The sequence below is a fragment of the Sphingomonas sp. Tas61C01 genome (assembly GCF_052567495.1).
In genome coordinates this window covers 3,033,071-3,056,384 of the sequence record NZ_CP199583.1, presented here as the reverse complement: position 1 = coordinate 3,056,384, position 23,314 = coordinate 3,033,071, and the positions used below count along the sequence as shown (strand labels likewise).

20 protein-coding genes are annotated in these 23,314 nt (G+C 68.9%); 9 read left to right on the top strand and 11 right to left on the bottom strand.

Annotated elements, in window-relative coordinates:
• The first annotated feature begins 20 nt into the window (after positions 1 to 20).
• Together ACT009_RS14350 and ACT009_RS14345 are read left to right on the top strand one after the other, a co-directional pair.
• On the top strand, positions 21 to 2,498 hold the full coding sequence (locus ACT009_RS14350) for a DegT/DnrJ/EryC1/StrS family aminotransferase (RefSeq protein ID WP_445191740.1): 2,478 nt from the start codon (positions 21 to 23) through the stop codon (positions 2,496 to 2,498).
• Positions 2,495 to 3,571 (top strand): glycosyltransferase family 2 protein, encoded by a 1,077-nt coding sequence (locus tag ACT009_RS14345; RefSeq protein WP_445191739.1) that lies wholly within the window; start codon positions 2,495 to 2,497, stop codon positions 3,569 to 3,571. Before ACT009_RS14350 ends, ACT009_RS14345 begins: the two co-directional genes overlap by 4 nt.
• A gap of 36 nt (positions 3,572 to 3,607) precedes the next feature.
• Here ACT009_RS14345 and ACT009_RS14340 read toward each other — a convergent pair whose 3' ends face one another.
• Positions 3,608 to 4,294, bottom strand: a complete 687-nt coding sequence (locus ACT009_RS14340; RefSeq protein WP_445191738.1) for a murein L,D-transpeptidase catalytic domain family protein — start codon at positions 4,292 to 4,294, stop codon at positions 3,608 to 3,610.
• A 179-nt stretch (positions 4,295 to 4,473) separates the two neighbouring features.
• Positions 4,474 to 5,343, bottom strand: a complete 870-nt coding sequence (gene phhA, locus ACT009_RS14335; protein WP_445191737.1) for a phenylalanine 4-monooxygenase — start codon at positions 5,341 to 5,343, stop codon at positions 4,474 to 4,476.
• 26 nt (positions 5,344 to 5,369) lie between these two features.
• On the opposite strand from phhA, the gene ACT009_RS14330 reads away from it, so the two are divergent.
• A complete protein-coding gene (locus ACT009_RS14330) occupies positions 5,370 to 6,053 on the top strand; it encodes a TIGR02117 family protein (protein ID WP_445191736.1) in 684 nt (227 codons plus the stop codon).
• A gap of 22 nt (positions 6,054 to 6,075) precedes the next feature.
• Here the strand turns inward: ACT009_RS14330 and ACT009_RS14325 are convergent, their stop codons facing one another.
• Entirely contained in the window at positions 6,076 to 6,360 is a 285-nt protein-coding gene (locus ACT009_RS14325; protein ID WP_445191735.1) for a hypothetical protein, read from the bottom strand.
• Between the two features lie 106 nt (positions 6,361 to 6,466).
• Here ACT009_RS14325 and ACT009_RS14320 point away from each other — a divergent pair, with 106 nt between their 5' ends.
• The 6 genes from ACT009_RS14320 to ACT009_RS14295 all read left to right on the top strand — a co-directional run bounded on the left by ACT009_RS14320 (position 6,467) and on the right by ACT009_RS14295 (position 14,021).
• Positions 6,467 to 6,985 (top strand): 2Fe-2S iron-sulfur cluster-binding protein, encoded by a 519-nt coding sequence (locus ACT009_RS14320; protein ID WP_445191734.1) that lies wholly within the window; start codon positions 6,467 to 6,469, stop codon positions 6,983 to 6,985.
• Positions 6,982 to 7,971, top strand: a complete 990-nt coding sequence (locus tag ACT009_RS14315) for an FAD binding domain-containing protein (RefSeq protein ID WP_445191733.1) — start codon at positions 6,982 to 6,984, stop codon at positions 7,969 to 7,971. Before ACT009_RS14320 ends, ACT009_RS14315 begins: the two co-directional genes overlap by 4 nt.
• 17 nt (positions 7,972 to 7,988) lie before the next feature.
• Positions 7,989 to 10,187, top strand: coding sequence for a xanthine dehydrogenase family protein molybdopterin-binding subunit (locus ACT009_RS14310; RefSeq protein WP_445191732.1), 2,199 nt, complete (start codon positions 7,989 to 7,991; stop codon positions 10,185 to 10,187).
• 61 nt (positions 10,188 to 10,248) lie between these two features.
• Complete coding sequence (locus ACT009_RS14305; protein WP_445191731.1) at positions 10,249 to 12,453, top strand: xanthine dehydrogenase family protein molybdopterin-binding subunit; 2,205 nt, start codon at positions 10,249 to 10,251, stop codon at positions 12,451 to 12,453.
• 34 nt (positions 12,454 to 12,487) lie between these two features.
• Positions 12,488 to 13,411, top strand: coding sequence for an XdhC family protein (locus ACT009_RS14300; RefSeq protein WP_445191730.1), 924 nt, complete (start codon positions 12,488 to 12,490; stop codon positions 13,409 to 13,411).
• Positions 13,398 to 14,021, top strand: coding sequence for a nucleotidyltransferase family protein (locus ACT009_RS14295; RefSeq protein WP_445191729.1), 624 nt, complete (start codon positions 13,398 to 13,400; stop codon positions 14,019 to 14,021). The genes ACT009_RS14300 and ACT009_RS14295 overlap by 14 nt, the downstream gene beginning before the upstream one ends.
• Before the next feature lie 141 nt (positions 14,022 to 14,162).
• On the opposite strand, the gene ACT009_RS14290 is transcribed toward ACT009_RS14295, so the two are convergent.
• The 8 genes from ACT009_RS14290 to ACT009_RS14255 all read right to left on the bottom strand — a co-directional run bounded on the left by ACT009_RS14290 (position 14,163) and on the right by ACT009_RS14255 (position 23,291).
• Complete coding sequence (locus tag ACT009_RS14290; protein ID WP_445194109.1) at positions 14,163 to 16,292, bottom strand: ATP-binding protein; 2,130 nt, start codon at positions 16,290 to 16,292, stop codon at positions 14,163 to 14,165.
• A 5-nt stretch (positions 16,293 to 16,297) separates the two neighbouring features.
• Entirely contained in the window at positions 16,298 to 16,735 is a 438-nt protein-coding gene (locus tag ACT009_RS14285; protein WP_445191728.1) for a lysozyme inhibitor LprI family protein, read from the bottom strand.
• On the bottom strand, positions 16,732 to 17,718 hold the full coding sequence (gene bioB / locus ACT009_RS14280; protein WP_445194108.1) for a biotin synthase BioB: 987 nt from the start codon (positions 17,716 to 17,718) through the stop codon (positions 16,732 to 16,734). Before bioB ends, ACT009_RS14285 begins: the two co-directional genes overlap by 4 nt.
• 113 nt (positions 17,719 to 17,831) lie before the next feature.
• Entirely contained in the window at positions 17,832 to 20,039 is a 2,208-nt protein-coding gene (gene scpA, locus ACT009_RS14275; protein WP_445191727.1) for a methylmalonyl-CoA mutase, read from the bottom strand.
• Complete coding sequence (locus ACT009_RS14270; protein ID WP_445191726.1) at positions 20,039 to 20,818, bottom strand: enoyl-CoA hydratase-related protein; 780 nt, start codon at positions 20,816 to 20,818, stop codon at positions 20,039 to 20,041. The genes scpA and ACT009_RS14270 overlap by 1 nt, the downstream gene beginning before the upstream one ends.
• Positions 20,815 to 21,237 carry a methylmalonyl-CoA epimerase gene (mce, locus tag ACT009_RS14265; RefSeq protein ID WP_445191725.1) on the bottom strand — a complete coding sequence of 141 codons (423 nt, stop codon included), beginning with the start codon at positions 21,235 to 21,237 and terminating at the stop codon, positions 20,815 to 20,817. Before mce ends, ACT009_RS14270 begins: the two co-directional genes overlap by 4 nt.
• On the bottom strand, positions 21,234 to 21,752 hold the full coding sequence (locus ACT009_RS14260; protein WP_445191724.1) for a hypothetical protein: 519 nt from the start codon (positions 21,750 to 21,752) through the stop codon (positions 21,234 to 21,236). The genes mce and ACT009_RS14260 overlap by 4 nt, the downstream gene beginning before the upstream one ends.
• Before the next feature lie 12 nt (positions 21,753 to 21,764).
• Positions 21,765 to 23,291: an acyl-CoA carboxylase subunit beta gene (locus ACT009_RS14255; protein WP_445191723.1), complete on the bottom strand. Its 1,527-nt coding sequence runs from the start codon at positions 23,289 to 23,291 to the stop codon at positions 21,765 to 21,767.
• Positions 23,292 to 23,314: the final 23 nt, after the last annotated feature.

Genomic DNA, 23,314 nt, shown 5'->3' with positions numbered 1-23,314 from the left:
ACCACACCGGATCCCCGCCCATGTCACGACTTCCGCTGATCGCGCCCAACCCGCCGAGGCTGAGCGAGCACCTCGACGCGCTGCGCCGGGTCGAGGCATCGGGCGTGTTCAGCAACAACGGTCCGGAGGTCCGCGCATTCGAAGCCGACGTGAACGACCGGCTGTTCGGGGGCCGCGGCGCCAGCCTCGCGGTCGGCAACGCCACGCTCGGGCTGATGATCGCGATCCGCCAGGCCGCGGGGATGAACCCCGCCCCCGGCATGCTCGCGCTGATGCCCGCGATGACCTTCGCCGCGACCGCGCAGGCCGCGGCTTGGGCCGGGCTCACCCCGCTCGTCTGCGACATCGATCCGCACAGCTGGGAAGCCGATCCCGCGATCGAGGAACGGCTGATCGCGGCCCACGCCGGCCGCATCGGCGTCGTTGTGCCCTACGCCACCTTCGGCAGCGCGATCGATCTCGACCGTTATCGCCGCCTTCAGGAGCGCTACGGGGTCGGCGTGGTGATCGACGCCGCCGCCTCGCTCGGCACGATTGACGACGCCGGCAACGGATTTGGTGCCGACGCGCCGTTCGCGATCGTCCATTCGATGCACGCAACCAAGACCTTCGCGGTGGCCGAGGGCGGGCTGATCCACAGCGGCGACCCCGCGTTGATCGCCGAACTCCGCACGATGACCAATTTTGGCTTCGACGGCGCCCGCAGCGCAGTACTTCCCGGCATCAACGCCAAGCTGCCCGAGATCGTCGCGATTCTCGCCCAGGCCAAGCTCCACGAGATCGGCGCGATCGCCGATCACCGCGCCACGCTCGACGCCGCCTATCGCGACGCGCTCGCCGGCTTCGACCTGCAACGCGTCGCCGGGCGCCGCCGCGCCACCCAGTTCATGCCGGTGCTGCTCCCCGCCGCGCTCGCGCATCGCCGCGACGCGATCCAGGCGCGGCTCGAGGCCGCCGGGATCGGCTGCGGCCGCTATTTCAGCCCGCACCTCGGCGAACAGCCCTGGTTCCGCAAGACCGCGCTGATCGAACCCACCCCGGTCGCCGACGCGGTCTCCGCGCGGATGCTCTCGCTCCCGATCACCGATGCCATGACTCTCGCCGATGTCGCCCATGTCGCCGACGCCTTCCGCGAGGCCTGCCGCACCACTAGGTCCCCCGCGGCCGCCCGCGCCACGCCGCGGCTCGCCTCGGTCGTCGTCGTCGGTGGCGGCCCCGCCGGCACTGCGCTGCTCACCGCCGCCACCAAGCGCGGCCTGCTTCCCGATCTCGCCGCGTCGGGCCTGGTCGTCGTCGAACGCGATGCCGCGATCGGCGGCGGACGCCTCGGCAACTACGCGATCACCTCCGATTCGACCGCGCAGACCTTCCTCAGCGCGGTCGCCGACAACGTCCATCCCGAGATCGCCGCCCTCGCCGACCACCCCGCCGGCCGCACCGTCGCCCGCTATGTCGATCGCCTTGGCGTACCGCTCGCCGAAGCCGGCCCCCTGCTCCGCGCCACCGGCGATCGCCTCGCCGACATCGTCCGCGACAATGGCGGCTCGGTCCTCACCGGCCATGCCGCGCTCGGCGCCCACCGCCTGCCCGACGGCCACTGGAGCGTCCGCCTCCGCGATCTCGCCAGCGGCACCGAATTCGACCAGCCCACCCGCAACCTCGTCGTCGCGACCGGCGGCCACCAGCCCACCGAGCGCCTCGACGCTCAGCGCATCGCCGGCGTCCCCTTGCGCGCGCTCGCCGGCGACCGGCTGGTCCAGTCCGACGAGGTCCTCGCGATCGGCGGCTACGACCGCGTCGTCGAGCGTCTCGGCCAGCGCCGCAATCCCCGCATCGCGGTGATCGGCGGCTCGACCAGCGCGCTGACCACGGTCGCCCTACTGCTGAAGGCGCGCCCCGCGCTCCCCCTCGCCGCCGGCGCCATCACCCTTCTCCACCGCCGCCCGCTCCGCCCCTTCTACCCATCGGTCGAGGCCGCCCACGCGGAGGGCTTCACCGATTTCGGCCCCGACGACATCTGCCCCGTCTCCGGCTTCGTCTATCGCCTCGCCGGCTTCCGGCTCGAGGCGCGCGACCTGGTGCTGCGGATGCTCGCGGTCGACGGCCGCCGGCCCGATCCCCGCGTCGTCTGCCACCGCATCGTCGGCGAAGACGCCGCCGCGCACGCGATCCTCGCCGACGCCGATCTGGTGATCGCCGCGCTCGGCTATCGCCCGGTGTCGCTGCCCGTCGCCGGGATCGACGGCAACCCGCTGCCGCTCGCCGCCGAACGCGGCGCGCCGATGGTCGACCGCCACTGCCGCATCGTCGATGCCGATGGCGCCGCGATCCCCGGCCTCTACGGCATCGGCCTCGCCGCCGGCTTCGTGCCCTGGGGCGCGCTCGGCGGCGAGGCGAGCTTTTCGGGACAGGCCAACGGCCTGTGGCTCTGGCAGAACGACGTCGGCCTGATGATCGTCGACCAGATCCTGGAGGATCGCGCGCGGGTCGCGGCATGACCGCACCGCCGCCTTCTTCCACGCCCGTGCTCAGCGTCGTCATGCCCGCCTACAACGGCGCGGCGCTGATCGGCGAGACGCTCGACAATCTTCGCGCGCAGACCATGCCCGATTTCGAGGTGCTGGTGGTCGACGACTGCTCGACCGACGACACCCGCGCGCTGCTCGCCGGCTGGCCCGATCCCCGGGTCCGGCTGATCGCGCTGGAGGTCAACGGCGGCCCGGTCCGCGCCCGCAACCGCGGTGCCGCCGAAGCACGCGGCCGCTACATCGCGGGCATCGACCAGGACGATCTCTCGCGTCCCGATCGCTTCGCGCGCCAGATCGCCTATCTGGACGCCGATCCCGCCACCGTCCTGCTCGGCACCGCCGCCGAACAACTGGTCGACGGCGCGATCCGCCCGATGAACTATCCCGCGACGACCACGCCGACGCTGATCGCATGGCTCAGCTGGATCGAGAACCCGCTGGTGTGGAGCTCGGTGATGATCCGCGCCGACGCCGCCCGCCGGCTCGATCCCTTCACCCGCCCCGACATCCTCTACGCCGAGGATTTCGATCTTTACCACCGCCTGCAGGCGCTCGGCCGCATCGCCCGGCTCGACACCCCCCTGACGATCTACCGCCAGCACGATGGCGGCGTGTCCAAGCGCTTCGCCGACACCATGGCCGCCAGCGCGACGAGAGTGCTCGCCGAGGCGCACGACACCCGCCTCGGCGATCAGGCCCCCGCCGCGGCCGCCGCGCTGGTCGCGCACAACATGGCCAAGGCGCCGGTCCGCGACCTCGCCACCCTGAAGCTGATCGGCAGCACGCTCGTCGAGCTCGAATCCGCCTTCCTCGCCCAGCACCGCCCCGACCGCTTCGACCGCATGCTGATCGCCGCCGAGACCGAAAAACGCTGGACCGCCATCCGCCGCACGGCACTCCGTGCCGGCACTCTCGGGCTCGACGCGATCACCGCCAGCAGCCAACCGACTTTGGAAGCAAGCGGCACCAATACCCTGCTATGGTCCGGCCTGATCGGCACCGCCCGCCGAGCCCAACGAACCCTCGCCGCCAAACGCCCATGATCCTCCCGTGCCGGGGGAGGAATTATCGAACCGGCCTCAAACCTTCGCCGCGAAGATCATCCGCCCGCTACCCAGCATCGCGAAGACCTTGTCCAGGTCCCCCTCGCCGACCGCGAAGCACCCCTGGCTACGCCCCAGCATGCCGTGCGTCTGCAGCATGTCGCGGTTCGCGTACCAGGCCGAATGCACCACGATGTTGCGGCCGAGCGCGTTGCAGTTCGATTCGTCCAGCCCGATCAGGCGCTGCGACGATCCGTGCTTGCCGACATAATAATCCGCGGTGACGAACGCCCCCTGGCTGGTCGCATTGGATCCGTACTCGTTCGAGAACCGCTTCAGGAAACCGGTATGCGCGGGATCGGAGCCGCTGCCGTGCGCGACCAGGAACGACTTGCTGTCGCCGTTGCGCAGGTCGACGATGTGGAAGCGCGGTTGGGACGACGGCGCGTCCATGTCCGCGATCGCGATCCGATCCTGGCGCTGGATGCTGCTGCGATGCCGGTCGAGCGACGCCAATGCCTGGCGCAGCAGGTCGGGGCGCACCACCCGCGAGGACGTCTGGATCGGGGCGATCGGCGGCGCAGGCGGCACCGGCGGCTCGGCGATCGGCTTGAGGTCGCGCTGGGTCAGCAGCCGGCCCGACGCGGCGACCGCGTTCGGGATCGCCAGCGCGGCGGTCAGCACCGCCGCATTCTTCAGGATGGCGCGACGATCGCGCTTCATGTCACGCAGTTCTTGCATCGATTTGGATCAACCCCGTATGTCCGCAGTTCTCCGATATAGCATCGACACGGTAAAATTTCCGTAAGGTTTCCGGCAGTTGGGCGTGTCCCGTCCACGGTTCGGCCCGAACATGGCACGATTGTTGCTGATCTGGCGTGCGCCGAACGCTCCGATTCGCGTCAGCCCTGGTCCCGCCGCGCATGCGCCTGGGTGCCGTGCGTCAGCACCACGTCCTCGGACTCGATGACCCCAACCGGGATGTCCGGCTGCGCCTTCATCGCCTCGTAGAGCGGCGCGAAATCGCTCTCCACCGTCACCCGCAGCAGCTCGTCGAAGCTCGGGATCACGAAATAGTTCTGCTGGAAATCGTCGATCCGATAATCGGTCCGCATCACCCGCGCGATGTCGAACGCGATCCGATTGGGGCTCGGATCGTCGAGCGCGAAGCGGCTCTCCGCATAGCTGGAGACGATCCCCGAGCCATAGATCCGCAATCCCTCGGGCTCCGCGATCAGTCCGAACTCCACCGTGTACCAGTAAAGCCGCCCGAGATATTTCAGCGCGTCCAGCCCCAGCGCACGCTGCCCGCCGCGACCATAGGCCGCCAGATAATCCGCGAACACCGGGTCCGCGAGCATCGGCACGTGCCCGAACACGTCGTGGAATACGTCGGGCTCCTGCAGATAATCGAGCTGGTCCGGCCGTCGGATGAAGTTGCCCGCGACGAAACGGCGGTTCGCCATGTGATCGAAGAACACGTCGTCGGGCACCAGCCCCGGCACCGCGACCACCTGCCACCCGGTCAGCTTCATCAGCCGCTCGGACAGCTCCTCGAAATCTGGGATGCCCGGCTTCGACAACTTCAGCACGTCGAGCCCACGCAGCCACGCGTCGGACGCGCGCCCCGGCAGCAGCTTCGCCTGCCGCTCGAACAGCGTGTCCCACGTCGCATGATCCTCGGGCGTGTAATGCTGCCAATCCTGCGGCACAATCCAGTCCCCCGCGACGCCGGCGGGCGGGGTATCGAGAACATGTGTTTCCTGGTTCATGCCGCATGTCCTAGCATGCCGGTCCGATGACCGAAACGCCGTACCGCCACCCTCGCATTCGCCGCAAAGCCCTGCTCGCGGCTCTCGCGGCGGTCCCGGCCGCCGGGGTCGGCTACGCCGCCGCCGGGCTGATCGGCGGCGCAATCCCCAGCAACGCGGCGTGGCGACCGCCTGAGCGCGGCGTGACCGTCTTCGTCGAAACCAACGGCATCCATGTCGGCCTGCTGATGCCGAAGGTTGCCGCCGGGGTCGATTGGCGCGGCTGGGCGCCGCCACGCGATCTCGCCGATCCGCGCTATGCCGCGCTCGATCACGTCGCGATCGGCTGGGGCGAACACGCCTTCTTCCTCGAAACCCCCACCTGGGCCTCGGTCAAGATCGGCACCATCGTCGCCGCCGCGATCGGCAGCGACCGCACCCTGATGCACGTCGAACACGTCGCCGCGCCCTCCCCCGGCGATCCCGCGGTCCATGCGATTACGCTGCGCCCCGCCGAATACCGCCGCCTCGCCGCCTACGTTCAGGCCAGCTTCGCCCCCGATCGCCGCGCCTGGCGCGGCTATGCCGGCTATGACGCCTTCTACACCGCCCGCGGCCACTACAGCGCGATCCGCACCTGCAACGCCTGGACCGGCGACGCGCTACGCTATGCCGGCGTGAAGGTCGGCCGGTGGACGCCCTTCCCGGTCACCGTGATGCGGTGGTTCTGAAACCAGGGGTGGCGGCGGAAGGTCAGTCGTCCCGCCCGGCCCGATACCCGTCATAGGCCCCGCACTTCTCCGGATCCTTCCGACAAGCCTCGGCCGCCTTCTTGCGCTCGCGCCCCTCGCGCTCTTCCTGCTTGCGCATCTTCTTGCCGTAGTTGCGATCCGCCTCCGACTGGCTGGTCGTCGTCCAGTCGATCGCCTTCCCCGTCGCCTTCACCGGCAGGGTCGCGACATCCCAGGCGGTCTGCGCGATGCAGCCACCGGTGACGAGCGGCAACACCCCGACCAACGCATAACCCCACCGACGCATACCGAGCCCTCCGCGATCCACGCGCCTTCTGTACACCGAAGTGGCCGCGCGCGGAAACCATGTCCGCGGCGCGCGTTACCGTTGCTCCAGTCAAGAAGGTCAGCACATGCACTTTACGATCAACGGACAGGCGCATGAGGCCGATCCCGATATCCGCACCTCGGTCCTCGATCTGCTCCGCGAGCATCTCGGGCTCACCGGCAGCAAGAAGGGCTGCGACCACGGCCAGTGCGGCGCCTGCACGGTCCTGATCAACGGCCGTCGCGTCAACAGCTGCCTGACCCTCGCGGTGATGCACCAGGACGACGAGATCACTACCATCGAAGGGCTCGGCAGCGTCGGTGATCTCCACCCGATGCAGGCCGCGTTCGTCAGCCACGACGGCTATCAGTGCGGCTATTGCACCCCGGGCCAGATCTGCTCCGCGGTCGGCATGCTCGACGAGGTCGACAAGGGCTGGGCGAGCCACGTTACCGAACGATTGGGCGCGGTCGCACTGTCCGACGAGGAGATCTCCGAACGGATGAGCGGCAACATCTGCCGCTGCGCCGCCTATCCCAACATCGTCGACGCGATCCGCGACGTCGCCGGTGTCGAACGCACCAAGGCGGAGGCCGCCGCATGAAGACGTTTACCTACGAACGCCCGGAAACCCCCGAAGCCGCCGCTCGCGAGACCGCACAGCCCGGCGCCCGCTTCATCGCCGGCGGCACCAACCTGCTCGACCTGATGAAGCTGCAGGTCGAGACCCCCGATCGCCTCGTCGACATCAGCCGGCTCGATCTCGCCAAGGTCGAACAGCGCGCGGACGGCGGACTGACGATTGGCGCGCTCGTTCCCAATTCGGATCTCGCCGCCGACCCCCGCGTCACCGCGGGGTACGAGGTATTGTCGCGCGCGCTGCTCGCCGGCGCCTCGGGGCAGCTCCGCAATAAGGCCACGACCGGCGGCAACCTGCTCCAGCGCACCCGCTGCTATTATTTCTACGACACCGCCAGCGCCTGCAACAAGCGCGAGCCCGGCTCGGGCTGCTCGGCGATCGGCGGCTTCAACCGCATCCTCGCCGTCCTCGGCACCAGCGATCACTGCATCGCCACTCACCCCAGCGACATGGCGGTGGCGATGCGCGCGCTGGACGCGACGATCGTCACGCTGAAGGGCGACGGCGACAAGCGCCGCATTCCGATCGGCGACTTCTACCGGCTGCCCGGCGATACCCCGCACATCGAGCATGTGCTGGAGGCGGGCGAGCTCATCACCCACATCGAGCTCCCGCCGCCCGTTGAAGGCGCCCGGATGCTCTACCGCAAGGTCCGCGATCGCGCCTCCTACGCCTTCGCGCTGGTCTCGGTCGCCGGCGTGGTGACGATGGCGGACGGCAAGATCGCCAGCGCCGCGCTCGCCTTCGGCGGCCTCGCCCATCTGCCTTGGCGCAACGCCGAACTCGAAGCCCAACTGGTCGGCCAGGCACCCGACGACGCCCTTTTCGACGCCGCCGCCGCCACGCTGCTCGACGGCGCAAAAGGCCATGGCAGCAACGACTTCAAGATCCCCCTCGCCCGGCGCGTCCTCATCGCCTCGCTCCGCGAACTCACCGGAGCAACCGTATGACCACCGCCTCGCTAACGATGGACCGTCCACACCCCGACAGCCTGCTCGATACCGGCGTCCAGGACGTCATCGGCAAGCCGCTCAACCGCATCGACGGCCCATTGAAGGTCTCGGGCGCTGCGACCTACGCCGCCGAATACGACATTCCTGACCTTGCCTACGGCTATCTGGTCCGCTCGACGATCGGCTCGGGCAAGATCGCCTCGCTCGATATCGACGCGGTCAGGTCGCTGCCCGGCGTGATCGACGTCATCACCGATTACGACACCTTCCTGCGCAATTCGCAGCAAGGCGGCGAGACCGAGGCGCCGACACAAGGGGTCGAGGCGGTCGCCTACCATGGCGAGATCATCGCGATCGTCGTCGCGGAAAGCTACGAGGCCGCCCGCGACGCCGCCAACCGGCTCCCCGTCACCTACGAACACGGCACCGGTCGCTACGATTTCGCCGCCCATCGCGCCGAGGCCGAGAAGCCGACCGAGGACGGCCCCACCCCTGCCCATAGCGACATGGGCGATCTCGACGCCGCGTTCGCCGCCGCGCCGGTGACGATCGACGCGACCTACGTCACCCCCAGCCAGAACTCCGCCGCGATGGAGCCACACGCCAGCATCGCGGTGTGGAAGGACGGGGCGCTGACCCTGTATGGCGCCTACCAGATGCCGTCGTCGGACAAGCTCCAGCTCGCCGAGGCGCTCGGCCTCGAACCAAATCAGGTGCGGATCGTCGCGGCCTATGTCGGTGGCGGCTTCGGCTCCAAGCTCGGCATCGCCCCCGAGAGCGTCGCCGCAGCCGTCGCCGCCAAGCGGATCGGCCGCCCGGTGAAGGCGGTGATGGCGCGCACCCAGGTGTTCGACGCCACCGTCCGCCGCTCGAACACCGAACAGCGCCTGCGCCTCGCCGCGGACGCGGACGGGCGGCTCACCGGGGTCGGCCACGAAACCCTGACCTCCAACCTGCCCGGCGAGGAATTCTACGAACCCGCCGGGATGGCGACCCACTTCATGTATTCGGGCGAGAACCGCCGCATCACCCACGACATCGTCCGCATGGACTGGCTGCTCTCGGGATCGATGCGCGCCCCGGGCGAAGCGGTCGGCATGCTCGCGCTCGAAGGCGCGATGGACGAACTCGCCGAAAAGGTCGGCATCGACCCGATCGAATTGCGGCTGCGCAACGAGCCCGACCAGGATCCCGAAAAGAACATTCCCTATTCGTCGCGCCAGCTCTCCCGCTGCCTCGAACGCGGTGCCGAGCGCTTCGGCTGGGCGGCGCGCAAGGCTCCGGCGACGGATCGCCGTGGCGACTGGTGGCACGGCATCGGCGTCGCCGCCGCTGCGCGCTCGAACATGATGATGAAATCCGCCGCCAGGGTCTCGATCGACGGCCAGGGCCGCGCGATCGTCGATACCGACATGACCGACATCGGCACCGGCACCTATACGATCCTCGCGCAGATCGTCGGCGAGATCCTCGGCCTGCCGATTGAGGACGTCACCGTCAATCTTGGCGACACCAACGCGCCTCCCGGCGCCGGCTCGGGCGGCTCGTGGGGCGCGGGCTCGTCGGGCACCTCGGTCTACCTCGCGTGCGAGGCGCTCCGCGCCAAGGTCGCCGAAGCGATGGGCACCACCGCCGATGCGATGACGATGAAGGATGGCCGGGTCATCGCCGGCAACCGCAGCGTACCGCTCGCCGAACTCGTCGGCGCCGGGATCGAGGCGGTCGGCGAGGTCGAGCCAGGCGAGCAGGAAGAGAAGTTCAACCAGGCGAGCTACGGCGCGCACTTCGTCGAGGTGAAGGTGGACGCGATCACGGGCGAGGTCCGCGTCGTGCGGATGCTCGGCGTGTTCGCGGCGGGCCGCATCCTCAACGAAAAGACCGCGCGCTCGCAATGCCTGGGCGGCATGACCTTCGGCATCGGCACCGCGCTGCACGAGGAACTGATCCACGACACCCGCAGCGGCAAGCTCGTCAATCACGATCTCGCCGAATACCACGTGCCCGTGAATGCCGACGTGCCGCAGCTGGAGGTCGAGTTCATCGAGGAACGCGACATCCACGCCAACCCGCTCCATGCCAAGGGTATCGGCGAGCTCGGCATTTCCGGTTCGGGCGCCGCGATCGCCAGCGCGATATACAACGCGGTCGGCATCCGCGTCCGCGACTTCCCGATCACGCTCGACAAGCTGATCGACCACCTGCCGCCGGTTTGAGTTTGCCGCCCCACCTCCTACATCGGGCGTGGGGAGCCGCCCCGGTGGAGGACGCATCAGCATGAACGAGCACGTCATGGATCGGGCATATCGCCCGGCGGCTCTCGATGCCGCCGAACAGGGCGTGCTCGGCAAGCCGCTTCCCCGCATCGAGGGGCCCGCCAAGGTCTCCGGCGCCGCCGACTATGCCTATGAACACGCTCCCGCCGACACCGCCTATGCCGCGGTCGTCGGCGCCCCCGCGGGCAGCGGTCGGGTGACCGGGATCGATGCGAGCGCCGCGGAGGCGCTACCCGGCGTGATCGCGGTGATCCACGGTGATCCGCGCATGCCGGCCGGCGGCGCGAACTCACGCGCGATGCCAAGGCTCGGCACCGATCTGATCTTCCACTACGGCCAGCCGGTCGCGATCGTCGTCGCCGAGGATCAGGCGATCGCACGCGAGGCGGCGGCGCTGGTCCGGGTGACGTGCGAAGCCGGGCAAGACCGGTTCGACAGCCGCGCCGTCCCCGTCGAGCGCGATCACGGCATCGGCTTCCTGCCCGCGATCGACAAGGGCGACCTCGACGACGCGCTGGCCGGCTCCGCCGTCGTCCTCGACCGGACCTACACCACGCCGATCCATTTTCCCGCCGCGCTGGAACCGCATGCCACCACCGCCTGGTGGGAGGGCGACAAGCTCACCGTCAAATCCAGCAACCAGGTGATCGGCGCCGCCCGCACCACGATCGCCGCCGCACTGGGCATCGACGCCGACCGCGTCCGCGTGCTCGCGCCCTTCGTCGGTGGCGGCTTCGGCGGCAAGACCGGGGTCGGCCCCGAACTGGTACTCGCCGCGATCGCCGCGGAGCGGATCGGCCGCCCGGTGAAGGTCGCGTTGCCACGCCGCGACACCGCCTATCTGGTCCATCACCGCTCCGACACCGTGCAGCGGATCCGCATCGGCTGCGACGCCGAGGGCCACATCGCCGCCTTCGCGCATGAAAGCGTCGCCGCGCAGAACGACGATGGCGAGTTCCTCGAACCTGTGCCGTTCGGCTCGCTGCCGCTCTATGCGGGCAAGGTCCGCCGCTTCCGCACCGATCTCGTCCGCGTCGATCTCCCCGCCACCGGCGCGGTGCGCGCGCCCGGCGAGGCGATCGGCACCTTCGCGGTCGAAGGCGCGATGGACGAACTCGCCGAACGTCTCGGCCTCGACCCGATCGAACTGCGCCGCCGCAACGAACCCGCGACCGACCCGCTCAGCGGCAAGCCCTTCTCCACCCGCCGCATGATCGACTGCTACGACGAGGGCGCACGCCTCTTCGGCTGGCCCGCGACGCTCCCCGCGCCCGCCTCGGTCCGCGACGGCGATTGGCTGATCGGGATCGGCATGGCGGCGTCGCTGCGCGGCAATTTCACCGTCAACGCCCAGGCCCGCGTCCGCCTCAACGCCGATGGCCGCGCGGTCGTCGAAACCGACATGACCGATATCGGCACCGGCACCTATACGATCCTCGCCCAGGTCGCGGGCGAGATGCTCGGCCTGCCGATCGATCGCGTCGAGGTTCGCCTCGGCGACACCGATCTGCCGCCGAGCGCGGGCTCCGGCGGCTCGTTCGGGGCGGGCAGCGCCGGGTCAGCGGTGGTGCTGGCGTGCGAGGAGATCCTCGCCGCCCTTGCCCTCCGCATGAACGCTGCACCCGAGGATCTGCGCCTGAAGGATGGCTGCGTCACCGCCGCCGGCCGCAGCGTCCCGCTCGCCGATCTGCTGCGCGGCGACACGCTCGAGGCGGTCGGCAAGACCGCCCCCGGCGCCGAGAGCAAGCGTACCAGCCAGGCGAGCCACGGCGCCCAATTCGTCGAGGTCGCGGTCAACCGCATCTCGGGCGAGATCCGCGTCCGCCGCATGGTCGGCGTGTTCGACGTCGGTCGCGTCCTCAACGCCGGCACCGCGGCGAACCAGATCATCGGCGGGATGGTCTGGGGCATCGCCTATGCGCTCAGCGAGGATGCGGTGATCGACACTCGCACCGGCCGCTTCGTCAATCCCGACTTCGGCGAATATCATGTCGCGGTGAACGCCGACGTCCCGCAGATCGAGGTCCACTTCATCGAGGAGGTCGATACCTCCGCCAACCCGGTCGGCGCCAAGGGGGTCGGCGAACTCGGCATCTCGGGTGCCGGCGCCGCGGTCGTCAACGCGATCTACAACGCTACCGGGGTCCGCGTCCGCGACATGCCGGTGACGCTCGACAAGCTGCTCGCAGGGCTGCCGGCGGTCTGATGCCCGCCTGCTCCTCAGATAACGGGAACAAGTAATGGCCGAAAACGACACCGTCCTGTCCGCCGCGCGCGCCTGGGCCGGGGAGCCGATGGCGCTCGCTACGGTGATCTCCACCTGGGGCTCGGCGCCGCGCCCGCGCGGCAGCCACATGCTCGTCCACGCCGATGGCCGCTTCGAAGGCTCGGTGTCGGGCGGCTGCGTCGAGAACGACATCCTCCAGGCCGCGGCCGAAGTGATCGCGGGCGCGCCGTTCCAGGTCAGGAATTACGGCGTCGCCGATGCCGCGGCGTGGGAGGTCGGGCTTCCCTGCGGCGGCGAGATCGCAGTGATGGTCCAGCCCGTCTCCGCGGCCGGCTTCGACCCCGAACTCTTCGATCGCATCGCCGAGGCGCGCGACACCGGTGCCGCGCTCACCGTCACCACCGATCTCGCCACCGGGCACAGCGACGCCCGCCCGGTCGAGACCGGTCAGGTCTTCGTCAATCGCTACGATCCGCCGCGTCGCCTGCTGATCGTCGGGGCGGTCCAGATCGCGCAGGCGCTGGCGCAGCTCACCGCCCCGCTCGGCATCGACACCGTGGTGATCGATCCCCGCGCCCGCTTCCTGACCGAGGAACGCTTCCCCGGCGTCACCCTAGACGATCGCTGGCCCGACGAGGCGATCGCGGCTTACCGCCCCGGCCCCTCCACCGCGGTCGTCACGCTCAGCCACGACATCAAGATCGACGACCCCGCGCTGATCGCCGCCCTCGCCACCGACGCCGCCTATGTCGGCGCGCTCGGCAGCCGCAAGAGCCACGCCGCGCGCCGCGTACGCCTCGCCGCCCAAGGCGTCAGCGACGCGAATGTCGATCGGATCGATGCGCCGGTCGGCATCGACATCGGCGCGATCGGGCCGTCCGAGATCGCGCTGTCGATCGCCGCGGCGATGGTCGGGGCCTTCCATGCTCGCGGTTGAGAAGACCGTCCTGATCCTGCTCGCCGCGGGCAAGTCCGAACGCTTCGGCGACATCGGCAGCAAGCTCGACCAGCCCTTCCTCGGCAAATCGCTCGGGCTCCACGTCGCGGTCGCGCTAGAGGCGATGCCTTTCCAGGATCGCGTCGCGATCGTCGACGGCGCCGCGATCGATTACAGCCCGCACGGCTTCACCCAGATCCGCAACCACGACCGGACCAAGGGCATGTCGCACTCGCTCCATCTCGGCGTCACCTACGCGCGCGAGGTCGGCGCCGAGGCGATCTGCGTCGCCCTTGCCGATATGCCGCGCGTTACCGCCGCGCACATCCACCGCCTGTTCGACGCCACCACCGACGCCGGCTCGGTCGTCGCCTCCAGCGACGGCGTCGAACCCAAGCCCCCCGCGATCTTCGGCCACGCCCATTTCGACGTGCTGATGTCCCTCGAAGGCGACGCCGGCGCCCGCGACATGGTCAAGCGCGGGCGCCACGTCGTCACCAACGCCGCCGAACTGATCGACGTCGACACCCGCGACCAACTCGAACGCCTGAGAGCGCTGGTCCACGCCCCCGAAGCCTTGACGAGGGTAGGGACAAGGCGGCTGGGGTGACGAACATCCTCCCCTGCAAGGGGAGGTGGCTGGCGTCAGCCAGACGGAGGGGTGACCCGCTATCCGGAGAGGTGATCACCCCTCCGTCAGGGCTGCGCCCTGCCACCTCCCCTTACAGGGGAGGCTTGATAGAGAAGAACCCTACTCCAGCTCCAGGATCACCTGATCGACCGCCAGGCTGTCCCCCGCCTTCGCCTCGACCGACTTCACCGTCGCGGTCTTTTCGGCGCGCAGGATGTTCTCCATCTTCATCGCCTCCACCACCGCGAGCGGTTGTCCCGCCTCGACCTTGTCGCCGACCGCGACGTCGAGCCGCACCAGCAGCCCCGGCATCGGGCACAGCAGGAATCGCGACAGATCGGGCGGCACCTTCTCGATCAGGTGCCGGGCATGCGGCGCGACGGTCGCCGGCAGCACCCGCGCGACATGGCTCGCGCCGCGCGTCGTCATCCGGAACCCGGTACGCGTCCGCGTGATGCGCACCGTCAGCGCCTCGTCGCCCTCGACGTGCACGATCCGGTCGCCCGGTGTGTATTCGAGGCTCAGCGGCAGATCCTCCCCATCGACGACCACGCCGTCGGTCGAGATCGTCACCGCGTGATCGACCTTGCCGATCTGCACCACCCAGTTCGCCGGCGGATGCAGCCGACGCCCGAGCTGCCCGTCGGTCCGTCGTGCGCGGTCGGCCTCCGCAGTCGCCGCGAACGCCGCGGTCGCCGCGAGCAGCCGCAACAGATCCTCGTTCGCCGGCGCCCCGTGAAAGCCCTCGGGATACTCCTCGGCGATGAACCCCGTCGTCAGCGCGCCGTCGCGGAAGCGCGGATGCTGCATGATCGCGGAAAGGAAATCGATGTTGTTGCCCGGCCCCTCGATCTCGAACGCATCGAGTGCCGCGATCTGCCGCTCGATCGCCGCCGCGCGCGTCGGCGCCCAGGTGATCAGCTTGGCGATCATCGGATCGTAGAACATGCTGACCTCGCCCCCCTCGCGAACGCCGTCGTCGACGCGGGTATAGGGCTTCAGATCCTCCCCGGCACGGAGAGGGGGACCGCCGGCGAAGCCGGTGGTGGAGGGGGCGGGCGGCAAGCGATCCGCCTGCGGCCCGCCCCCTCCGTCAGCGCCTTGCGCTGCCACCTCCCCGTGCCGGGGAGGAGTGTACGGCGTCCCCTCGCTCGCGGGCGGATCGTACCGCACCAGCCTCCCGATGCTCGGCAGGAACCCACGATAAGGATCCTCCGCATAGACCCGGTTCTCGATCGCCCAGCCATCCAGCCGCACGTCGTCCTGCGCGAAGCCCAGCGGCTCCCCCGCCGCCACGCGGATCATCAGCTCGACCAGGTCTAGCCCGGTGATCGCCTCGGTCACCGGATGCTCGACCTGGAGCCGCGTGTTCATCTCGAGGAAGTAAAACCCCTCCCCGCTGGTGTCCGACCCCGATACGATCAGCTCGACCGTCCCGGCAGAGAAATACCCGACCGCCCGCGCCAGCGCGACCGCCTGCTCGCCCATCCGCCGACGCATCTCGGGGCTGACGAACGGCGAAGGCGCCTCTTCGACCACCTTCTGGTGCCGCCGCTGGATCGAACATTCGCGCTCGCCGAGATAGACGATATTGCCGTGCTGGTCGCCCATTACCTGGATTTCGATGTGCCGCGGGCTCTCGATGAACTTCTCGATGAAAACCCGGTCGTCGCCGAAGCTCGCCAGCCCCTCGCGCTTGGTCGCCTCGAACCCCTCGCGAACGTCCTGCTCCGAATAGGCCAGCCGCATCCCCTTGCCGCCGCCACCCGCACTGGCCTTCATCATCACCGGATAGCCGATGTCCGACGCGATCCGCACCGCCTCGTCGGTGTCCGCGATTTCACCCAGGAACCCCGGCACCACGTTCACCCCCGCCGCCTTGGCGAGCTTCTTGGATTCGATCTTGTCGCCCATCGCCGCGATCGCCCCCGGCGGCGGGCCGACGAACGCGATGCCTGCTTCCGCACACGCCCGCGCGAAGCTCTCGCGCTCGGACAGGAAGCCGTATCCCGGATGGATGCAGTCCGCGCCGGTTTCCTTGGCGGCAAGCAGGATCAGCTCCGCCTTCAGATAGCTCTCCGCCGCCGGCGCCGGCCCCAGCCGCACCGACTCGTCCGCCATCAGCACATGCGGGCTCCGCGCATCGGCGTCGGAATATATCGCGACCGTCGCGATCCCCATCCGCTTGGCAGTGCGCATGACACGGCATGCGATTTCGCCGCGATTAGCGACCAGGATCTTCTTGAACATCGCGGTCATCTCTCGGTGGAGTAGGTTTGATTGAGGAACGCGACACGATCGAGAATCCTGTTCGCTTCGCAATTCAAGTTCGATGTGACGCCTTCCGTACCGGCGTTGCCCGTCGCGACGCCTAATCCGACGACGAGGCAGTCGGCGCGGTAAGAGCGCTCCCAGGCACTTTGCGACGCCACCAGGGCACGCACGGGATCGCCCGACAGGGTCACCCCACCGTTCTTCGTGGAGAAGTCGGCGATCTCCCGCTTCTGCACCGTCGCCGAACGACGCGCGGATGCCAGCGCGATATCCATTGCATGCTCCGCTCGTGCGTGCAGCTTGTCGGCCAGACAAAATCGAAGACCCTGATCGCTCTCCGAACAGAGGTCGATCTCGCTCGGCGTGCTCTCGCGTGCCGCGTCGGCCGCCTGCAACATGAGCATGACCGGCAGGATCACTCCGCCGCCGCTGGCATCGGCTCGGCGCCCGCCATCGGCACCAGCCCGAGTTTCGCGAACAACGCCGCATCCGCACCGCCGCCGGCGTTGCCGGTCGTCAGCAGCTTGTCGCCGGTGAAGATCGAATTCGCGCCCGCCATGAAGCACAGCGCCTGCGTCGCTTCGCTCATGCTCTCGCGCCCCGCCGACAGCCGCACCATGCTCAGCGGCATCGCGATCCGCGCCACCGCCACGGTGCGCACGAACTCGATGTCGTCGATCTTGGCCATCGGCGTGTCCGCGAGCATGTCGCCCAGCACGGTGCCGCGCACCGGCACCAGCGCGTTCACCGGCACGCTCTCGGGATGACGAGGCAGCGTTGCCAGCGCATGGACGAAGCCGACCCGGTCGCCCCGCGTCTCGCCCATCCCGACGATCCCGCCGCAGCACACCGCGATCCCCGCCTCGCGCACATTCTCCAGCGTATCGAGCCGATCCTGAAAGGTCCGCGTGGTGATGACGTTGCCGTAATTCTCGGGGCTCGTGTCGATATTGTGGTTGTAGTAATCGAGCCCCGCCGCCGCGAGCTGCCGCGCCTGATGCGGTTCGAGCATGCCGAGCGTCATGCACGTCTCCAGCCCCATCTCGCGCACGCCCTCGACCATCCGGACGATCGCGCCCATGTCGCGGTCCTTTGGGTTGCGCCACGCCGCGCCCATGCAGAAGCGTTGCGACCCCGCCGCCTTCGCCTCGGCCGCGCTGGCGAGCACCGCGTCGACGTCCATCAGCTTGTCCGCCTTCAGCCCGCTGTCGGCGCTGGCGGACTGCGAGCAATAGCCGCAATCCTCGGGACAGCCGCCGGTCTTGATCGACAGCAGCGTGCACAACTGCACCTCGCCCGCGGCATGATACGCACGGTGGACGGTCTGCGCACGGTAGAGGAGATCGTCGAACGGCAGGTCGAACAGCGCCGCGATCTCCCCCCGCGTCCAGTCGGTCCTGATCTCCCCTCCCGCTTGCGGGAGGGGCCGGGGGAGGGCCTGTTCCGAACGAGCGCTGTCCGACAGGCCCTCCGCTAGCCCCTCCCGAAAGCGGGAGGGGGACAATGCTGTATCGGTCATTCTGCAGCTTCCTCTTGCGGCGGCATGTTGTGGCCGAGCAGGCGCAGGACCTCCTCCGCCGCCTGGATCAGGTTGGTGCCCGGGCCGAAGATCGCCTGCACCCCGGCGTCGCGCAGCATCTGGTAATCCTGCGCGGGGATCACCCCGCCGACGATCACCTTGATGTCGCCGCGACCGGCATCCTTCAGCAGCCCGATCAGGTCCGGCACCAGCGTCTTGTGCCCGGCCGCCAGCGACGACGCGCCGACCACGTCGACCTCACGCTCGATCGCCAGCGCCGCCGCCTCGGCGGGCGTCTGGAACAATGGCCCCGGCACGATCTCGAACCCCAGGTCGCCGAACATCGAGCTGACCAGATTGGCCCCGCGATCGTGCCCGTCCTGCCCCATCTTCGCGACCAGCATTCGCGGCCGGCGTCCCAGCCGCCGCTCGGTCGCCGCGACCCCATCGGTCAGCCGGTCCCAGCGCGCGTCGTCGGCATAGGCACCGCCATAGATGCCCTTCACCGGCGTCGGCTGGGTGCCGTAGCGCCCGAACACATCCTCCATCGCCTGGCTGATCTCGCCCAGCGTCGCCCGCGCGCGTGCCGCGTCGACCGCGAGCGCGAGCAGGTTGCCCGTGCCCCGCGCACCTTCTCGCAACGCGTCCAGCGCCGCGCGGCACACCGCGTCGTCGCGGGTCGTCTTCACCCGTTCGATCCGCCGGATCTGCGCCTCGCGTACCGCGACGTTGTCCACGTCGAGGATCTCGATCGGGTCCTGTTCCGCGAGCCGATATTTGTTGACCCCGACGATCACGTCCTCGCCGCGATCGACCCGTGCCGCCCGCGCCGCGCTCGCCTCCTCGATCATCGCCTTGGGCCAGCCCGCGGCGACCGCCTTGGCCATCCCGCCCTCGCGCTCTACCCGCTCGATGATCTCCCAAGCGCCGTCGACCAGCTGCTGCGTCAGGCTCTCGACATAGTAGCTGCCGCCGAGCGGATCGACGACCTTGGTCATCCCCGTTTCTTCTTGCAGCACGATCTGGGTGTTGCGCGCGATCCGTGCGGAAAAGTCGGTCGGCAGCGCGATCGCCTCGTCGAGCGCGTTGGTGTGGAGCGACTGGGTGCCCCCCAGCATCGCCGCCATCGCCTCGATCGTGGTGCGCATCACGTTGTTGTACGGGTCCTGCTCGGTCAGCGAGACCCCGCTCGTCTGGCAATGCGTCCGCAGCATCTTGGAACGCTCGTCCTTGGCGCCCAGCTCGGTCATCACCCGGTGCCACAGCACTCGTGCGGCGCGCAACTTGGCGATTTCCATGAAGAAGTTCATGCCGATCGCGAAGAAGAACGACAGCCGGCCGGCGAACTTGTCGATGTCGAGCCCGCTCGCGACGCCGTATTTCACATATTCGCGCCCGTCCGCGATCGTGAAGGCGAGCTCGTGGAGCTGCGTCGCCCCCGCCTCCTGCATGTGATATCCGCTGATCGAGATGCTGTTGAACTTCGGCATCTCGCGGCTGGTGAAGCCGAAGATGTCCGAGATGATCCGCATGCTCGGCTCGGGTGGGTAGATATAGGTGTTGCGGACCATGAACTCCTTCAGGATGTCGTTCTGGATGGTCCCGTCGAGCTGGGCGCGCGGCACGCCCTGTTCCTCGCCCGCGACGATGAAGAAGGCGAGGATCGGGATCACCGCGCCGTTCATCGTCATGCTGACGCTCATCTGGTCGAGCGGGATGCCGTCGAACAGGATCTTCATGTCCTCGACGCTGTCGATCGCCACGCCTGCCTTGCCGACATCGCCGGTGACGCGCGGGTGATCGCTGTCGTAGCCGCGATGCGTGGCGAGATCGAAGGCGACCGACAGCCCCTTCTGCCCCGCCGCGAGATTGCGGCGGTAGAAGGCGTTGCTCTCCTCCGCGGTCGAAAAGCCCGCATATTGCCGGATCGTCCACGGCCGCCCTGCATACATCGACGCGCGCACTCCGCGCGTGAACGGCGCGAAGCCGGGCAGCCCCGGATCGTCCGCGACATCCGCCGCGGTGTAGAGTGGCTTGACGTCGATCCCCTCCGGCGTCCGCCAAATGAGGTCCCTGCCCTTCACCTCTTTCGCCGCCGCGGCCTCCCAGGCGGCGAGCGTCGGCGCCGCGGTCGGCTCCGGCTGGCGTCGCTCGGCAGGCGCCGCGCCGCTGTCCTCCCCCAGATTGGTCTCGATCTCGGCCATCAGGCGCCCGTGAACGCCGGTTTGCGCTTCTGGAGGAACGACATGCCGCCCTCCATCGAATCCTTCGTGCCCCGCGCAGCGCGCTGGTTCTCTGCCTCGCGCACCATCGCGCTCGCATAATCGCGGTCGAGCGCATCCGCGAGCCCGCGCCGCATCAGCCCCAGCGCCACCGTCGGCCCTGCCGCCAACCGCTCGGCCAGCGCGAACGCCTCGGCGTCGAGCACGTCGTCGGCGACGACCTTGTGGATCATCCCCCAATCGAGCGCGGTCGCCGCTGACACCTTCTGCCCCAGCATCATCATCTCGGTCGCGCGCGCCTTTCCGATCAGCCGCGGCAGCATCCAGCTCGCCCCGCCGTCGGGCACCAGCCCGATATTGACGAACGCCTGCAGGAAATAGGCGGTCTCGCTCGCCACGCAGAAATCGGCCGCGAGCGCCAGGCTGCACCCGATCCCCGCCGCCGGCCCACGCACCGCGCTCACCACCGGCACGCCGAGCGCCGCGATCGCCAGCATCGTCGGGTTGTAGCTCTCGGTCAGCGCCGCATAGGTCGCGTTCCCCGGATCGTCGCTGCCGAGCGCCCCACCGCCGACGTCCGCCCCCGAACAAAAGGCCCGGCCCGCCCCCATCACCAGCACCGCCCGCGCACCACCGAGATCCGCCAACGCCTCGCGCAGTTCGACGAACATCGCAGGCGGCGCGGCGTTCAGCCGATCGGGCCGGTTGAGCGTCAGCACCAGCACCTCGCCGTGCCGCTCGGACAGGATGTGCTCGGTCATCGATGTTCTCCCTGCGGCGCTTCCATCAATTCGACCAGCAACCCGCCGAAGTCGCGGGGGTGGACGAATATGATCGGCGTTCCATGAGCGCCGATCCGCGGCTCGCCGAGCACCGTCGCGCCCTTCGCTGACAGGTCGGCGACCGCCGCCGTGATGTCGGGAACCTCGAAACATACATGGTGCTGGCCGCCCGCCGGATTCTTGCGGATGAACCCCGCGATCGGCGACGCGTCGTCGATCGGTTCGATCAACTCGATCTGGGTATTCGGCGCATCGACGAAGCACACTTTCACCCCCTGCGCGGGCAGATCGAATGCCTCCCCGATCGCGGTCGCGCCGAGCAGCAGCCGATACGTCTCTACCGACCGCGCGATCGACGGCGTCGCAACCCCGACATGGTTGAGCCGGCCGAGCGTCATTGCTCCTCCTCCCGCTCGGCCGCCGGTGCAGGCGGCAGCGGCGGGGTCACGCCCAGCGTGTAGCCGCAGGCGCCGAGCACCTTGCGGATCATCGCGTCGCCGCCCGGTGTCGGGAAAGTCGCCTGCACCGCGAAGTTCGAGGCGTTGGTCGTCTCCACCGTCACCGCCTTGGCCTTCGCCAGCAGCGTCGTCAGGGCGGTGACCGCCTCGGGATCGCTCACATAGAGCCCGTTGCCCGCCGACTGCCATGGATAGGTATTGGCGAAACCGTTATCGAACCGCAGCCCGACCGGCTTCTCGCCCTGCCCGAGCGGGGCGGTCTGGAAGAACTGGACCGACACGATCGGTTCCTGCGCGACGTCGCACTTCACCACCAGCCGCGACACTCCGTCGAAGCCCGTGACCGACGAGGAGATGCTGCGCACCCCCTTCGCGTTGGTCCGTTCCGCAAGCTTCCACGGCGGCGGCGGCGCGACCGCACTCGCCTGCGCGATCAACAGCAGCGCCAGCATCATGGCCTCGTCCGATCAGAGCGGGATATTGTCATGCTTCTTCCACGGGTTTTCCAGCGTCTTGCCGCGCAGCTTGCGCAGGCCGAGCGCGATGCGGCGGCGGGTAGAATGCGGCTGGATCACCTCGTCGATGAAGCCCATGCTCGCCGCCACGAACGGGTTGGCGAAGCGCGCCTCGTATTCGGCGGTGCGCTCGGCGATCTCCTCGGGCGTCCTGCCACGAAAGATGATCTCGACCGCGCCCTTCGCGCCCATCACCGCGATCTCGGCGGTCGGCCAGGCATAGTTGAGGTCGCCACGCAGGTGCTTCGACGCCATCACGTCGTATGCACCGCCATAGGCCTTGCGCGTGATCACGGTGATCTTGGGCACCGTCGCCTCGGCATAGGCGAACAGCAGCTTGGCACCGTGCTTGATGATGCCGTTATGCTCCTGTGCGGTGCCGGGCAGGAAGCCGGGGACGTCGACGAAGGTTACGATGGGAATGTCGAACGCGTCGCAGAAGCGCACGAACCGCGCCGCCTTCTTCGACGAATTGATGTCGAGCACCCCTGCCAGCACCATCGGCTGGTTGGCGACGAAACCCACCGTGCGCCCCTCGATCCGCCCGAAGCCGGTGATGATGTTGGCCGCATGCCCCGGCTGCGTCTCGAAGAAATCCCCCTCGTCGACGGTCTTCCGGATCAGCTCGTGCATGTCGTAGGGCTGGTTCGCCGATGCCGGGATCAGCGTGTCGAGGCTTTCCTCGACGCGGTCCCAATCGTCCGCCGTCGGCCGCTCGGGCACCCCGGCGCGGTTCGACGCCGGCAGGAAGTCGAAGAAGTCGCGCGCGGCGAGCAGCGCCTCGATGTCGTTGTCGAACGCGTTGTCGGCGACGCTGGTCTTGGTGGTGTGCGTCACCGCCCCGCCCAGCGCCTCCTGCGTCACCACCTCGTTGGTCACCGTCTTCACCACATCGGGACCGGTGACGAACATGTAGCTCGAATCCTTCACCATGAAGATGAAGTCCGTCATCGCCGGGCTATACACCGCCCCGCCCGCGCACGGCCCCATGATCAGGCTCAGCTGCGGCACCACCCCGCTCGCCAGCACGTTGCGCTGGAACACCTCGGCATAGCCGCCGAGCGACGCGACGCCCTCCTGGATCCGCGCGCCGCCACTGTCGTTCAGCCCGATCACCGGCGCCCCGACCTTCATCGCGGTGTCCATGACCTTGCAGATCTTCTGCGCGTGACGTTCCGACAGCGATCCGCCGAACACCGTGAAATCCTGCGAAAACACGAACACCAGACGGCCGTTGATCGTGCCCGATCCGGTGACCACCCCGTCGCCGGGGATCATCTGGTCCGCCATGCCGAAATCGACGCAGTTATGCTCGACATACATGTCGAGCTCCTCGAAGCTGCCTTCGTCGAGCAGGATGTCGATCCGCTCGCGCGCGGTCAGCTTGCCCTTGGCGTGCTGGGCCGCGATGCGCTTCTCACCGCCACCCATCCGGGCGGCTTGGCGGCGGCGTTCCAGTTCCTCGATCGTCGACGACAATGGCCTCTCCTCCGCTCCCGGCT

What these genes read in the sequence shown, in the direction of transcription:
- ACT009_RS14325 (WP_445191735.1), bottom strand. Translation starts at nt 6,360, where the DNA reads ATGCGTCGGTGGGGTTATGCGTTGGTCGGGGTGTTGCCGCTCGTCACC.
- phhA (WP_445191737.1), bottom strand. Translation starts at nt 5,343, where the DNA reads ATGAACCAGGAAACACATGTTCTCGATACCCCGCCCGCCGGCGTCGCG.
- ACT009_RS14305 (WP_445191731.1), top strand. Translation starts at nt 10,249, where the DNA reads ATGAACGAGCACGTCATGGATCGGGCATATCGCCCGGCGGCTCTCGAT.
- mce (WP_445191725.1), bottom strand. Translation starts at nt 21,237, where the DNA reads ATGACGCTCGGCCGGCTCAACCATGTCGGGGTTGCGACGCCGTCGATC.
- ACT009_RS14295 (WP_445191729.1), top strand. Translation starts at nt 13,398, where the DNA reads ATGCTCGCGGTTGAGAAGACCGTCCTGATCCTGCTCGCCGCGGGCAAG.
- ACT009_RS14310 (WP_445191732.1), top strand. Translation starts at nt 7,989, where the DNA reads ATGGACCGTCCACACCCCGACAGCCTGCTCGATACCGGCGTCCAGGAC.
- ACT009_RS14290 (WP_445194109.1), bottom strand. Translation starts at nt 16,292, where the DNA reads ATGTTCAAGAAGATCCTGGTCGCTAATCGCGGCGAAATCGCATGCCGT.
- ACT009_RS14330 (WP_445191736.1), top strand. Translation starts at nt 5,370, where the DNA reads ATGACCGAAACGCCGTACCGCCACCCTCGCATTCGCCGCAAAGCCCTG.
- ACT009_RS14340 (WP_445191738.1), bottom strand. Translation starts at nt 4,294, where the DNA reads ATGAAGCGCGATCGTCGCGCCATCCTGAAGAATGCGGCGGTGCTGACC.
- ACT009_RS14320 (WP_445191734.1), top strand. Translation starts at nt 6,467, where the DNA reads ATGCACTTTACGATCAACGGACAGGCGCATGAGGCCGATCCCGATATC.
- scpA (WP_445191727.1), bottom strand. Translation starts at nt 20,039, where the DNA reads ATGGCCGAGATCGAGACCAATCTGGGGGAGGACAGCGGCGCGGCGCCT.
- ACT009_RS14345 (WP_445191739.1), top strand. Translation starts at nt 2,495, where the DNA reads ATGACCGCACCGCCGCCTTCTTCCACGCCCGTGCTCAGCGTCGTCATG.
- ACT009_RS14260 (WP_445191724.1), bottom strand. Translation starts at nt 21,752, where the DNA reads ATGATGCTGGCGCTGCTGTTGATCGCGCAGGCGAGTGCGGTCGCGCCG.
- ACT009_RS14300 (WP_445191730.1), top strand. Translation starts at nt 12,488, where the DNA reads ATGGCCGAAAACGACACCGTCCTGTCCGCCGCGCGCGCCTGGGCCGGG.
- ACT009_RS14315 (WP_445191733.1), top strand. Translation starts at nt 6,982, where the DNA reads ATGAAGACGTTTACCTACGAACGCCCGGAAACCCCCGAAGCCGCCGCT.
- ACT009_RS14350 (WP_445191740.1), top strand. Translation starts at nt 21, where the DNA reads ATGTCACGACTTCCGCTGATCGCGCCCAACCCGCCGAGGCTGAGCGAG.
- ACT009_RS14270 (WP_445191726.1), bottom strand. Translation starts at nt 20,818, where the DNA reads ATGACCGAGCACATCCTGTCCGAGCGGCACGGCGAGGTGCTGGTGCTG.